This is a genomic window from Azospirillum sp. B2RO_4, from assembly GCF_051124815.1.
GTDB lineage: Bacteria > Pseudomonadota > Alphaproteobacteria > Azospirillales > Azospirillaceae > Azospirillum.
On the sequence record NZ_CP118491.1, the window covers coordinates 14,730 to 28,472 of the forward strand.

The window sequence follows — 13,743 nt, forward strand, 5'->3', positions numbered from 1 at the left end:
TGGGCGCAGGTCTGGGCGCCCAAGCGGCCGGACGATCCCGCGCCGGGCCGGCGCTTGTCAAGCCGAGCGGAGCGGACTGGATTCCCCGGCAGCCCGATGCTACGACAGCGGCGGCTTTTCATAGCGGCATGGGGCGCACGGTGCGGACGGAATCGCTTTTCTCCCTGGAGGGCAAACGGGTCTGGGTGGCCGGGCATCGCGGCATGGCGGGGGCGGCCATCGTCCGCCGGCTGGAGCGCGAGCCGTGCGACCTGATCACCGTCGGCCGCGACCGCGTCGACCTGCGCCGTCAGGCGGAGGTCGAGGACTGGATGGCCGAGACGAAGCCGGATCTGGTCTTCGTCGCCGCCGCCACCGTCGGCGGCATCCTCGCCAATTCCACCCGGCCGGCCGAGTTCCTCTACGACAACCTGGCGATCGAGACCAACATCATCCACGGCGCCTACCGGACGGGCGCGAAGAAGCTGGTCTTCCTGGGATCGTCCTGCATCTATCCCCGGCTGGCCGAGCAGCCGATGCGCGAGGACGCCCTGCTGACCGGCCCGCTGGAGCCGACCAACGAGTGGTACGCCATCGCCAAGATCGCCGGCATCAAGATGTGCCAGGCCTACCGGCGCCAGTATGGCTGCGACTTCATCTCGGCGATGCCGACCAACCTCTACGGCCTGAACGACAATTTCGACCTGCAGGGGGGCCATGTCGCCGCGGCATTGCTGGCCAAGATCCACCGCGCCAAGGTCGACGGCCAGCCTTTCGTCGAGCTGTGGGGGACGGGCGCGCCCAAGCGCGAGTTCCTGTTCGCCGACGATCTGGCCGACGGTCTGGTCTTCCTGGCCCGGCAGTATTCGGACGAGCCGCACGTCAATGTCGGCACCGGCATCGAGGTGTCGATCCGCGAACTGGCCGAGCTGATCCGCGACGTCGTCGGCTATGAGGGCGAGTTCCGCTACGACACCTCAAAGCCGGACGGCAGCCCGCGCAAGCTGATGGATGTCAGCCGGATGACGGAGATGGGCTGGACCGCCCCCACCGCCTTGCGCGATGGTTTTGCCGCCACCTACCGCTGGTTCCTGGAAAACGTCGACCGGGGTGCCCTGCGGGGGCTTTGATACCGGCGGCTTTTGATCCTGACAGGTCAGGATCAAAAGCTTCGGCGGCATGAGCCGCCGCCGTGCCGGTCGGCACGGATACCAGCGGTCACTGTCAATGACCGCTGGTATGAGGCCGCCCCGCAACGCTCCCGTCAGTCCCGCGCGCTGCGGGCCACCCAGTCCTGCCACATGGCGCGGTAGGCCGCCTCGACCCCGCGGGCGAAGCCCTTGTAGTCGGTCAGCGGGGCGGCGTTCAGCCGGTCGCGCATGGTCCGGCGCAACCCGGCGAGCCGCTCCGGATCGCCGGCAAGCGCCACCGCGGTGGCGATGTAGCCCGCCTCGTCGGATGCCACCAGCTCGCTCAATCCGCAATGGGTCAGCAGGCTGGCGCCGACGCGGGCGACATGGTTGGCGCCGGTCACCGTCACCACCGGCACGCCCATCCACAAGGCCTCGCAGGTGGTGGTGGTGCCGTTGTAGGGGAAGGGGTCGAGCCCGATGTCGATGCGGTCGTAGGCGCGCAGATGCCCGTCGGCGGCGTCGATGCGGGACAGCAGCTCGATCCGGCCGGCGTCGATCCCGAACTGGACGAAGGTGTTCAGGTAGCGGCGGCGGGTCTCCTCGTCGCCCATCTGGGCGCTCTTGACGATCAGGCGGGAGTCCGGCACCCGCTTCAGGATCTCCGACCAGACGCGCACCACCTCCCCCGTCACCTTGGAGGTGTTGTTGAAGGAGCCGAAGGTGACGTGGCCGTTGGCCAGCATCGGCGGCTCGGCCGGCGGGGCGACATCCACCGGCGGGCGGTAGCTGTGGAAGCCGTGCGGCAGCCGGAAGATGCGCTCGGCGCTCAGCCGGTCGGCCTCGCCCGGCGGCTCGGCGACGGCGTCGCTGAAGCGCCAGTCGATGGCGCGCATGCCGGTGGTGTCGGGATAGCCCAGCCACGTCGCCTGGACCGGCGCCGGCTTGCGGGCGAACAGGGTCAGGCGGTTGTTGGCGGTGTGGCCGGTGAGGTCGACCAGGATGTCGATGCCGTCCTGCTCGATCAGCGCAGCGGCCCGCGCATCGTCGACCCCGACCAGGGAACGCCAGCCGTCCGCCGCCCCTTTCAGCCGCTCGGTGACCACGTCGGAGCGTGCGGCCGCGTGGTAGCAGAATACCTCGAACCGGTTGCGGTCATGCTCGCGGATCAGCGGCTCGGCGAAGAAGGCGACCGAGTGGGCGCAGAAATCGGGCGAGACATAGCCGACGCGCAGGCGGCGTTCGGGATCGCGCGGGTTGGCGTGGCGCTTGCCGGCGGGCAGCAGCGGATCGGCATGGCGCTGTGCCCACACCGCATGGGCCTTGAAGATGGTCTCGGGCGGGACGGCCGGGGTGTAGTGCAGGGCCAGCAGCAGGTTGGAATGCATCAGGGCGTGGTTGGGGTGCGCCTCCAGGCCTTTCTGGAAGACGCCGATCGCCTCCTCGATGCGGCCCATCTCCTTCAGCGTCTCGCCCAGGTTGTTCCAGGCCTCGGCTGACTTCGGATTGGCCTTCAGCGCGGCGACGAAGCACTCCACGGCCTTGCTGAGCTCCACCGCCCCCTTGTGCAGGTCGCCCAGGTTGCATAACGCCTCCGCCATGTCGGGCTTCAGGCGCAGCGCCTCGCCGTAGGCGGCACGGGCGCCCCCGCGGTCGCCGAGAGTGCGCAGGATGTTGGCGAGGTTGAAGTGGGCCTCGGCATAATCGGGCTTCAGCCGGATGGCGGTGCGCAGCGCCTCTGCCGCCTCGGCAGGCCGGCCCAAGTCGAGCAGCAGGCAGCCGTGATTGCTGTGAACGAAGGGATCGGTGCCGTTGCGGGCGATCGCCCGGCGGTAGCAGCCCAGCGCCTCTTCCCAGTCGCCGCGGGCGCGCAGGATGATGGCGAGGTTGTTGTTGGCGTTGGAATGGCCCGGATCGGCGGCCAGCACGGCGCGGTATCCGGCCTCCGCCTCGGCCGTCCGGCCTTCCCGGTGTAGGGTCAGCGCCCGGCCGAAGCCGGCGTCGGCCACCGATGCCGCCACCGGGGCCGCCTGAACCGCGGCGGGGGCCGCGTTCCGCGGGGCCGGGGACGGGGCCGGGCGTTTGGCCTTGGCCTGCTTTCGTGAAGGCTTTTTCATCGGGCTGACTGCTCGGCGTTGGGTTTTCGTTGGCACAGAACCATCCCACCGGTCGATAGCAACGACGGCGCCGTATCCGCAAGGGGCATCTCGACCGGGGACATTCCGCCGTTGCGGTGCTTCACCGCCGCAACGGATGCGGTGACGGGGATCCGGAGAAGAGACATATGAGGGATGGCGGATGCCCCCGGGGACAGATGGCTTGCCGCTGTTATGCGTCTTCTGCTATTCCAGCGGAATCGTGTGGTTGGACGTAATCCGCAAGTGGCGGTTCCACGCGCTTCGTCGCGCCCCGGACCCAAGGAGCGCAGGTCGATCGAGACCGGGTAACCGAGCGGTATGAAGACCTTGCTTTCGCGACGCATTCCACATTTTTCACGGCGGTTCCCATGACTCTTGCTGCGGAAGTCCCCTGCGCCCATACCGGGCTGCATTCCCTGGCCGCCGTCGCGCGCCAGCGTGGCCTCGACGTCTCGGCCGAGCGGCTTCAGCACAGCAATGTCATCGGGAACGAGGAACTGGATACGGCCCGCCTCCTGCGTGTCGCCAAGTCCATCGGCCTGAAGGCCGAGGCGACGACGCTGGACTGGGAGGATCTCGGCAAGCTCCAGGACGCCTTCCCCGCCATTCTGCGCCTGCGCAACGGCAACTCGATGGTGGTGGTCGGCTTCGGCAAGCAGGGCGACACCGACGTCGCCATCCTCCAGGATCCGCTTGCCGGGCAGGAGGTCGTCCTGCCGGTCGACCGCATCCGCCTGAGCCAGGCCTGGGCCGGCGAGATCGTCCTGCTGAAGCGCGAATATGCGCTGAACGACGGCGAGCAGCCCTTCGGCCTGAAGTGGTTCCTGGTGGAGGTCCTGCAGCACCGCCGGCTGTTCCGCGACATCGCCATCGCCGCGATCCTGATGAGCCTGTTCGCGCTCGCCGTGCCGATCTTCTTCCAGCTGGTGATCGACCGGGTGCTGGTCCACCGCAGCATGGGCACCCTGTGGGTGCTGATGGCCGGCATGGGCGGCGTCATCCTGTTCGAGACCGCCTTCTCGTACCTGCGCCAGTACCTGATGCTGTACGCGACGAAGAAGATCGACGCGAAGATCAACGTGCAGGTCTTCAACAAGCTCATCGGCCTGCCGATGCATTATTTCGAGCGGATGCCCTCCGGCGCGATCGTCAAGAACGTGCAGCAGGCCGAACGCATCCGCAACTTCCTGACCGGCCAGCTCTTCATGACGATGCTGGATACGGTGTCGCTGTTCATCTTCCTGCCGATCATGTTCATGTACAGCGTGCCGCTGACGGTGGTGGTGCTGGTCTTCGCCGCCCTGATGGCGCTGAACATCGGCATCATGATCCCGCTGATCAAAGGCCGGCTGAAGAACCTGTACGAGGCGGAAATCCGCCAGCAGTCCTTCCTGATCGAGAACATCCACGGCATGCGGACGGTGAAGTCGCTGGCGCTCGACAGCCGCCAGAAGCTGGAATGGGACCACCGCGTCGCCCGCGCCGCCGAACAGCGTTTCGACGTCGGCCGCATCATGGTCATCGGCCAGTCGGTCGCCGGTCCGCTCAACCAGCTGATGATGGCCTGCCTGCTGGGCCTGGGCACCTATCTGGCGCTGAACGGCGAACTGATGATGGGCGTGCTGATCGCCTTCTACATCCTCGCCGGCCGCGTCACCCAGCCGCTGATGCAGATGGCCCAGCTGGTGCAGCAGTTCCAGGAAGTGTCGCTGTCGGTCCAGATGCTGGGCTCGATCATGAACCACCCGCCGGAAGAGGGCCGCACCGGCCGTGGCCTGCGCACGCCGCTGCGCGGCACGGTGGAGTTCCAGGACGTGCGCTTCCGCTACGCCGCCTCGTCCCCGCCGGCGCTCGACGGCGTCAACTTCACCGCGGCGGAGGGGACGATCCTCGGCGTGATGGGCCGAAGCGGCTCGGGCAAGACCACCCTGACCCGCCTGCTGCAGGGGCTGCACCGGGCGCAGGAAGGCCTGATCCGCATCGACGGCCGCGACATCCGCGAATATGACCTCGACCATCTCCGCGCCTCGATCGGCGTGGTGCTGCAGGACAATTTCCTGTTCACCGGCACCATCCGCGAGAATGTCTCCGCCGCCAAACCGGGGGCGACGACCGAGGAGATCCTGAAGGTCATCCAGCTTGCCGGTGCCGACGAGTTCGTGGAGCGCCTGCCCAAGGGGCTGGACACCATGCTGGAGGAAGGCTCCGCCAACCTGTCCGGCGGTCAGCGCCAGCGTCTGGCGATCGCGCGGGCCCTGCTGACCAATCCGAAGATCCTGATCATGGACGAGGCGACCAGCGCGCTCGACGCCGAGAGCGAGGCCATCGTCCAGGCCAACCTGATGAACATCGCCCGCGGCCGTACCGTGATCATCATCTCGCACCGTCTGTCCTCGCTGGTGCCGTCGGACACCATCCTGGTGATGGACCGCGGCAAGGTGGTGGACAGCGGCAAGCATGACGAGCTGATGGGGCGCTGCGACATCTACCAGCATCTCTGGCACCAGCAGAACCGGCACATCTAGGAGCGCGCGCCCTTGTCCGCACAAAAGCCGACCGCACAGAAGCTCGCGAAGATTGAGACGGCACGCGTTCCCGCCAACGACGCCGCGCCGCAGCGGCCGGCCCAGCCGCTCGACAAGCGGGCCAAGGCGCGCGGGAAGGCGGCGATCGGCGCCTTCCAGAAGGACACGGAGGCGATCCAGAACGCCCCCGATCCCTTCCTGGCGCGCATCACGCTGCATCTGCTGGCGCTGTTCGTGATCGGCCTGGTGACCTGGGCGTCGCTGTCCTACCTGGACAAGATCGTCGTCGCCCAGGGCAAGATCATCTCGGTCGAATCCAACGTCATGGTCCAGCCGCTGGAAATGGCGGTGATCAAGAAGGTGCTGGTGCGCGAGGGCGACGTCGTCCGCAAGGGCGAGGTGCTGGCGACGCTGGACCCGACCTTCACCCAGGCCGACGTCCAGCAGCTGGAATCCCGTCTTGCCAACGCCGACGCGCTGATCGCCCGGCTGCAGGCCGAGCATGACGGCAAGCCCTATGTTCCGAGCGAGGACCGCTATGGCTACGGCAAGCTGCAGCAGGCGCTGTGGAGCGAACGCCAGGCCCAGTACCAGTCGCAGATGCAGAATTACGAGGAGAAGCTCGCGCGGCTGCAGTCCAACGTCACCAAGTACGAGATGGACCGCGTCCATCTGAACGAGCGGCTGAAGGTGGTGCGCGAGATCGAGAACATGCGCTCCTCGCTGCTGGCCACCCAGGTCGGCAGCAAGCTGAACCTGCTGCAGGCCACCAGCGACCGCATCGACATCGAACGCAATCTGGTGCTGAACCAGAACGAGCTGCAGGGCAACCGCCACGACCTGCAGGCCCTGCTGGCCGAGCGCGACGTCTTCATCCAGCAGTGGAGCGGCAAGATCATCGAGGAGCTGACCTCCCAGCGCAACGAGCGCGAGGCGCTGCGCGAACAGCTGACCAAGGCGCGCAAGCGCCAGTCGCTGGTCCAGCTCGACGCGCCGGTCGATGCCATCGTGCTGGAGGTTTCGCCCAAGGCCGCCGCCGGTTCCGTCGCCAAGGAGGCGGAGCCGCTCTTCACCCTGGTGCCGGTCGGTTCCGCCCTGGAGGTGGAGGCCAGCATCGACGCCCGCGACCTCGCCTTCGTGCAGGTCGGCGACAAGGTGCGGGTCAAGCTGGAGGCCTACCCCTACATGCAGCACGGCGCGCTCGACGGCGAGGTGGAGACGATCAGCGAGGATTCCTTCTCCAGCAAGGAGAACGGCAACGGCGTGCTCTTCTACCGGGCGCGCATCAAGCTGCTGACGACCAAGCTCGACAATGTGCCCTCCAATTTCCGCCTGATCCCCGGCATGCCGCTGTCGGCCGACATCAAGGTCGGCGAGCGCCGCATCATCACCTATTTCCTGCGCCCCATCCTGCGCGGGGTCGACGAAAGCCTGCGGGAGCCCTGATCTTGTTCGGTAAGCTGCTGAAGCGAAGCAAATCCACCGGTTCCCGCAAGCCGGATTTCCAGCGCGGCCTCGCCGCCTTCGAGATGGAGGACTACGCCGCCGCGGTCGCCCACTGGCTGCCGCTGGCCGAGCATGGCCATGCCGAGGCGCAGTACCGCATGGGCCAGCTCTATGCCCGCGGCCAGGGGGTGGTGCGCGATTTCGGCGACGCCGCCCACTGGTTCCGCAAGGCGGCCGACCAGGGCCATGTCGAGGCGCAGTTCTCGCTCGCCCTGTGCTACGCCAACGGCGAAGGCGCGGCGCAGGACAGCGCCCTGCCGGTGCGCTGGTACAAGACCGTCGCCAAGGCCAACCCGGCGGCGGCGGAGGCCAATCTGGCGCTGCTCTACCCCCATGGGCTGGGCATCGGCCCGGACATCGCCCAGGCCCTGCACTGGTACCGGCTGGCCGCCGAGGCCGGCCATGCCGAGGCGCAGCACCATATGGGCCTGCTCCATGCCTTCGGGCAGGGGGTGGCGCAGGACCATGCCGCCGCCGCCGGCTGGTACAGGATGTCGGCCGATCAGGGCTATGCCGTGGCCCAGCACGCGCTCGCCTCCCTCTACGCCAACGGCCAGGGGGTGGAGCGCGACATGAGCCAGGCGATCGCCTGGTACGGGCAGGCCGCCGGCCAGGGCTTCGTCAATTCCCAGCTGGCGCTCGCCATCATCTACGAGCACGGCAGCGGGGTGGAGGCCGATCCGGCCCGCGCGGCGGAGTTCTACCGCCAGGCGGCGGAGCAGGGCCATCCGGTGGCCCAGGTCAATCTGGGCCTGCTCCATGCCCGCGGGCACGGGGTTCCCAAGGATTACCGCGAGACCCTGAAATGGTGCCGCCTGTCGGCGGAGCAGGGCAACGTCAATGCCCAGTTCAACCTGGGTCTGATCTATTCCAACGGGCTGGCCGGCTCGCCCGATTATGCGGAGGCCGCGGTCTGGTACCGCAAGGCGGCGATGCAGGGCAATGTCGGCGCCCAGGTCAATCTGGGGCTGATGCTGGTCCATGGCTGGGGCGGCCGGCCGGAACTGGTCGAAGGGGTGGACTGGCTGCGCAAGGCTGCGGCCCAGGGCCACACCGGGGCGATGACCAATCTGGGCGCCCTCTACGCCAGCCGGGAGAGCAAGGCCTACAACCCGATCCAGGCCTATGTCTGGTACATCATGGCCGCCGCCGCCACCCAGCCCGGTTCCGAGCGCGACGGGCTGGAGGCCAAGGCCCATGAGCTTGGCAGCAGCCTGACCAGCGAGGACCGCCACAAGGCCCAGGTCATCATGGAAGACTGGAAGAAGAACCCCAAGCTGATGGCGACCGCCTGAGAAACGCCGGCTGGGGGCGGGACCGGGGAAGAGGGGAGAGCGGATGGCTGGCGCGGCTGGGGAAAACGGCTTCGGTGCGGACGGCCGCTCCACCCTGGACGATGCGATCAACGGCCACCGCCTGTTTCTCGGACGCCATGCCGCCAGCGGCGAGGAACTGCTGCTGGCCACCGGCCGCAGCCTTCCGGAATTCCTCAACGCCTTCCTGGTCACCGCGGAGTTCATGGCGGCGGTGGTCGACCGCCTCGCCTCCGGCGCCCTGCTGCCGCATGCCTCCCTCGCCGCCGAGATGGACGAGGCCCTGCACGGCTGGGCGCTCCGCCGGCTTCCGCTGTCCCCGGCGAGCCGCGACGCCCTGGCGCCCAGCCGGTCCTGGCGCTTCTGGCTGCTGACGCTCCTGCGCGACGAGGCGCTGCTGGCCCTGCTGCCGCCGCGGGTGGTGGACTGGCTGGAGCAGAGCGGGGCGCGTCGGCGCCTTGCCGCCGTCGAACTGGCGCCGACCCGCCGGCTGGCCGGCGAGGTCTCCTACGACGGGGGCGGGCGGATTTCCGGCTGGTGCGCCAACCTGTCCGACCCGACCGAGACGGTGTTGCTGGAGCTGTTCCTGGCCGACCGCTTCATCGGGGTGGTCCGGTGCCGCGACTTCCTGCCCGGCCTGTCGGAGCGGACAGGCGGATCGGGCGAGCATGGCTTCGCTTTCCTGATCCCGCCCCTGCATGACGACCTGACGGCGCGCGGCGTCCTGCTCCATGTTCGCGACGTCCAGTCCAAGACGCCGTTCGGCAGCGCCATCTATATCCGCGAGACCCTGCCCGGCCGTCAGGACGATCTCGGCCGGATTCTCCATGCGCTGCGCGGGATCAAGGATGCCCTGCGCAGCATCGAGCAGACCCTGCCCGATGTGCTGGCCACCACGGAGCCGCCGGTCGACGCCTATCCCGCCCTGAAGCAGGCCGGCCTGCTGCGGAACTGGCGGGCTCCGGCGCTGCCCGCGCTTCCTCCGCAGGGGCTCGTGCATATCCTTCTCCTGCGCGGGGAGGGCGATCCCGGCGCGCTGCGCTGCCTGATCCGGTCGCTGGAGAGCCAGCGGCATGCCGCCTGGACGCTGACCGTCGTTCTGCCGCCGGCTGCCGCCCCGTCCAGCGAGGTCGCGGCCCTGCTGCATCCGCTGGCCGCGCGCGGGCAGGGGGGAATGGCCGCCTACCCGGACCTGTCCGGGCTTCTGTCGTCGGACCCGCGGCTTTCCGGTGCCGCCGCCCATCTGGTCCTGGACGGCGCGGTCGAGTTCGGGGAGGACGCGCTGCCGGTCTTCCTCGACGCCCTGTCGACGGCACCGATGGTCTACAGCGACCATGAACTGGCGGTGGAAGGCGGCGATCCCGCCCGAGACCTGGACGATGCCGTGATCCCGGTGCTGAAGCCGGGATTCGATCCGGTCATGCTGCTGTCCTGCGACTGCATCGGCCCGCTGGCCGCCCTGTCCGGCGATGTCCTGCTGCGCGCCCTGGCGCTGGAGGAGGGCATGCCGTCCGACTCCCATGACCTGATGCTGCGCCTCGTCGACGCGATCCCCGCCGATGGCCGTTCCGAGGCTCTTCCGGCCGACGGCGGCATCCGGCACATCCAGTCCATGCTCTACACCGTCCGGAGGCCAGCGGATTTCCGCAGTGTCGGCGCCCTCCCGCGCGCTCTGTCCGGATCGCCGGAGGCGGTCGGCCGCTGGGTGCGGCGCCACGCCCCGGCTCTGGAGGTCGGCATCCGCGCCGGCCGGGTGCCGGTGCCGATGCCCGCCGCCCCGGGGCTGGACCGGGCACTGGTCGATCCCTGCGACATCGAACTCGGCCTGGCCGCTCCGCCCTTCGTCAGCGTCATCGTGCCGACCCGCAACTCTCCCGTCCTGCTGCGCAACTGCCTCGATTCCCTTCTGCGCGTGCGGCAGAGCTATCCGGGCCGGATGCAGATCCTGGTCATCGACCACGAGAACGAGGATCCCGACGCCGTCGCCCTGATCGCGGCGATGAAGGCCGGGTGCGGGGTCGACGTGCTGCCCTATGCCGGCCCGTTCAACTGGTCGGCGATGAACAATGCCGCCGCCGCCCAGGCAGCGGGAGAGGTTCTGGTCTTCCTGAACGACGACACCGTCGCGGCCGACAGGGGCTGGCTGCGGCGGGCAGTGGCGACCCTGGCCCTGCCGAAGGTCGGCGTGGTCGGTGCGCGCCTGCTCTATCCCGACGGCGGCATCCAGCATGGCGGCATCGTCACCAGCCGCGAGCGCGGCGCCACCCATGAAGCCATCGGCGCCCGCAGCGACGATGGCGGCTATCTCGGCCGCAATGCCCTCCTGCGGTCGGCGGCGGCGGTCACCGGCGCCTGTCTGGTGACGCGGCGCGCCGTCTTCGAGGCCGCCGGCGGGTTCGATCCCCGCTATCCGGCCGACTGGAGCGACATCACCTACTGTCTCACGATCCGGAAGTCGGGGGCGCGCGTCATCTACGACCCGAAAGCCTGCCTTTACCACTTCGAGTCCAAAACGCGCGGACGCTTGTCCGAAGCCTCAGCAAAAAACGCCTACAAGAATCATCTTCGGCATGTAGTCGAGGAATGGGGTGACTTTATGGGTGATCCCTACTTCAATAAAGCATTTTCAAGGCTGGGTGATCCATTCTCCAGACTAAGATTATGAGGTTATGCGCGCGATCCGTGTGGAGAGGCGGGGTGATGATTTTCTGTCCGGCATGCCGATTTCAAGGCGTATTGCTTTAGTTATACTGATTGTTGATTTTATTGTCACCGTAATTGGACTTAATGAATTCAACTGCGTTTTTTGCAATCAGCGCTTCATATATCAGTAAATATACAATAGTATTTAGTTATCTAATCGTTTTTCGGTGCGGCAAACGGCGCCTGATTTTATAGTTGACAATATTGGGTTGCCGTATTCAGTCAATATCCTCTGTGTGCTTGAGTTCGCGCCGGCAGATATCTCTTGACACTGTGAAACCTTGTCTATAAATGACTTATTGCATACATATTTAGTTCGAGTCCTAATCTTATTGATTGAAGTGATTTTGCCGTTTTTTGTAAATTTTGGCATTCGAAGTGAAATTATTAAAAGAATTGATTGGAGCTAACCAAGCGAATTCTTGTTTAAAAAATTTTATAGGCATTTCTGGAAAAAGCAGTCTGCTCAGGATTCGTTCTTTCGTCCCGAGATTGCAGGACAAGCAGGGGAACCATGTCGCATACCAGTGAATTTTTGGCGGAAACTGCCCGGATTTGCGAACTGATCGACAGCGCAGAGGTGGAGGAAATCTGCAGCCACCTGGTGGCTCTGCGCGAGCGCGGCGGTCGGCTGTTCATCCTGGGCGTCGGCGGAAGCGCTGCCAACTGCAGCCATGCCGTGAATGATTTCCGCAAGCTGTGCGGCATCGAGACCTACGCCCCCACCGACAATGTCTCCGAGCTGACTGCCCGCATCAACGACGATGGCTGGGACGGCGTCTTCGCCGCCTGGCTCAAGGCCAGCCGCGCCAACGGGAAGGATGCGATCCTCGTCTTTTCCGTCGGCGGCGGCGATGCCGAGAAGAAGGTCAGCGTCAACCTCGTGGTCGCCATCGATTACGCCAAGTCGCTGGGCATGACGGTCCTGGGCGTGGTCGGCCGGGCCGGCGGCCACACCAAGGCCGCCGGGGACGCCGTCGTGGTGATCCCCACCGTCGCCGCCTCGCGGGTGACCCCCCACGCCGAAGCCTTCCAGGCCGTGATCTGGCATTCGCTCGTCTCCCACCCCGCCCTGCAGATCCAGCAGACCAAGTGGTGACGGCGTGATGGCGGGGACGGCAGCGCCCGGAAGGCGGGCGGTTTTCCTGGACCGCGACGGGGTGGTGAACCGGCCGGTGATCCGCGGCGGCAAATCCTATCCGCCGCAGACGCTGGCCGATTTCGAGATTCTGCCGGGTGTGGCCGATGCGGTCGCCCGGCTGCGCGCCGCCGGCTTCCTCGTCATCGTCGTCACCAACCAGCCGGACATCGCCACGGGCGTGCAGACCCGCGAGGTGGTGGAGGCGATGCACGATTTCCTCGCCGACCGCTTGACCCTCGACGGCATCCGCATGTGCCCCCATATCGACGCCGACGACTGCGCCTGCCGCAAGCCCAAGCCGGGCATGCTGCTGGACGCGGCGGCCGAGTTCGGCATCGATTTGGCCGCCAGCCACATGGTGGGCGACCGCTGGCGCGATGTCGCCGCCGGCCGGGCCGCCGGCTGCACCACCTTCTTCATCGACTACGGCTATGCGGAATCCGACCCGTCCGGGGTCCCGCACCATGTCGTCGCCGATCTGGCCGAAGCGGCCACCCTCATCCTCGCCTCATCTCCTTCCGCTGGACAGGTGTCCCCATGAACGTCACCCCGATCAACAGCCTGCGCGTGCAGCTTTTCGCCGACGGCGCCGACCTCAAGGGCATCGAGGCCCTGGCCGCAAACCCGCTGGTGAAGGGATTCACGACCAACCCGACGCTGATGCGCCAGGCCGGGGTCACGGACTATGTCGCCTTCGCCAAGGACGTGCTGAAGATCGTCCCGGACCGTCCGGTGTCGTTCGAGGTGTTCGCCGACGACCTCGACACCATGGCCAAACAGGCCCGGGTGATCGCCTCCTGGGGTCCCAACGTCTATGTGAAGATCCCGGTGACCACCACCAAGGGCGAGTTCGTCGGCCCGATCGTCTCGGAACTGTCGAAGGAGGGCGTCCAGCTGAACGTGACCGCCATCCTGACGCTGGAGCAGGTGCAGGACATCGCCGACGTGCTGCATGTCGGCACCCCGGCCGTGGTGTCGGTCTTCGCCGGCCGCATCGCCGACACCGGCCGCGACCCCATCGCGGTGATGGGCACCGCCCGCATGCTGCTGGAAGGCCGTCCGAAGGCGGAACTGCTGTGGGCCAGCCCGCGCGAGCTGCTGAACATCTACCATGCCGAGGAAGCCGGCTGCCACATCATCACCGTCGGCCACGACCTGCTGAAGAAGCTGTCGCTGGTCGGCAAGGATCTGGCGGGCTATTCGCTGGAGACGGTGGCCATGTTCCACCGCGATGCCACCGCGGCCGGTTACGACATCCCGCTGCATGCGCCGGTCCTGGCGTAATCCGGGCCGGGCTTGAGGAAGAGC

At 67.1% G+C, this 13,743-nt stretch carries 9 protein-coding genes; 8 read left to right on the plus strand and 1 reads right to left on the minus strand.

The window, feature by feature from the left end; genetic code table 11:
- Window positions 1–140 precede the first annotated feature (140 nt).
- Complete coding sequence (gene fcl / locus PWS46_RS28490; protein ID WP_434625446.1) at window positions 141–1,109, plus strand: GDP-L-fucose synthase; 969 nt, start codon at window positions 141–143, stop codon at window positions 1,107–1,109.
- A gap of 134 nt (window positions 1,110–1,243) precedes the next feature.
- On the opposite strand, the gene PWS46_RS28495 is transcribed toward fcl, so the two are convergent.
- Window positions 1,244–3,226, minus strand: a complete 1,983-nt coding sequence (locus PWS46_RS28495) for a tetratricopeptide repeat protein (protein WP_434625448.1) — start codon at window positions 3,224–3,226, stop codon at window positions 1,244–1,246.
- A gap of 389 nt (window positions 3,227–3,615) precedes the next feature.
- Between PWS46_RS28495 and PWS46_RS28500 the strand changes: the two genes are divergently transcribed.
- The 7 genes from PWS46_RS28500 (at window position 3,616) to PWS46_RS28530 (ending at window position 13,719) form a co-directional block, all read left to right on the plus strand.
- Window positions 3,616–5,772 carry a peptidase domain-containing ABC transporter gene (locus tag PWS46_RS28500; RefSeq protein ID WP_434625449.1) on the plus strand — a complete coding sequence of 719 codons (2,157 nt, stop codon included), beginning with the start codon at window positions 3,616–3,618 and terminating at the stop codon, window positions 5,770–5,772.
- A 12-nt stretch (window positions 5,773–5,784) separates the two neighbouring features.
- Window positions 5,785–7,218 carry an HlyD family type I secretion periplasmic adaptor subunit gene (locus PWS46_RS28505; RefSeq protein ID WP_434625451.1) on the plus strand — a complete coding sequence of 478 codons (1,434 nt, stop codon included), beginning with the start codon at window positions 5,785–5,787 and terminating at the stop codon, window positions 7,216–7,218.
- A gap of 2 nt (window positions 7,219–7,220) precedes the next feature.
- Window positions 7,221–8,573: an SEL1-like repeat protein gene (locus PWS46_RS28510; RefSeq protein ID WP_434625453.1), complete on the plus strand. Its 1,353-nt coding sequence runs from the start codon at window positions 7,221–7,223 to the stop codon at window positions 8,571–8,573.
- Between the two features lie 43 nt (window positions 8,574–8,616).
- Window positions 8,617–11,256 (plus strand): glycosyltransferase family 2 protein, encoded by a 2,640-nt coding sequence (locus tag PWS46_RS28515; protein ID WP_434625455.1) that lies wholly within the window; start codon window positions 8,617–8,619, stop codon window positions 11,254–11,256.
- Window positions 11,257–11,808: 552 nt separating this feature from the next.
- Entirely contained in the window at window positions 11,809–12,393 is a 585-nt protein-coding gene (locus PWS46_RS28520) for an SIS domain-containing protein (protein WP_434625457.1), read from the plus strand.
- A gap of 7 nt (window positions 12,394–12,400) precedes the next feature.
- Window positions 12,401–12,976, plus strand: coding sequence for a D-glycero-alpha-D-manno-heptose-1,7-bisphosphate 7-phosphatase (locus tag PWS46_RS28525; protein WP_434625459.1), 576 nt, complete (start codon window positions 12,401–12,403; stop codon window positions 12,974–12,976).
- On the plus strand, window positions 12,973–13,719 hold the full coding sequence (locus PWS46_RS28530; RefSeq protein ID WP_434625461.1) for a transaldolase: 747 nt from the start codon (window positions 12,973–12,975) through the stop codon (window positions 13,717–13,719). Before PWS46_RS28525 ends, PWS46_RS28530 begins: the two co-directional genes overlap by 4 nt.
- The last annotated feature ends 24 nt before the right edge of the window (window positions 13,720–13,743 follow it).

What these genes read in the sequence shown, in the direction of transcription:
- PWS46_RS28515 (WP_434625455.1), top strand. Translation starts at nt 8,617, where the DNA reads ATGGCTGGCGCGGCTGGGGAAAACGGCTTCGGTGCGGACGGCCGCTCC.
- PWS46_RS28520 (WP_434625457.1), top strand. Translation starts at nt 11,809, where the DNA reads ATGTCGCATACCAGTGAATTTTTGGCGGAAACTGCCCGGATTTGCGAA.
- PWS46_RS28525 (WP_434625459.1), top strand. Translation starts at nt 12,401, where the DNA reads ATGGCGGGGACGGCAGCGCCCGGAAGGCGGGCGGTTTTCCTGGACCGC.
- PWS46_RS28495 (WP_434625448.1), bottom strand. Translation starts at nt 3,226, where the DNA reads ATGAAAAAGCCTTCACGAAAGCAGGCCAAGGCCAAACGCCCGGCCCCG.
- PWS46_RS28530 (WP_434625461.1), top strand. Translation starts at nt 12,973, where the DNA reads ATGAACGTCACCCCGATCAACAGCCTGCGCGTGCAGCTTTTCGCCGAC.
- PWS46_RS28500 (WP_434625449.1), top strand. Translation starts at nt 3,616, where the DNA reads ATGACTCTTGCTGCGGAAGTCCCCTGCGCCCATACCGGGCTGCATTCC.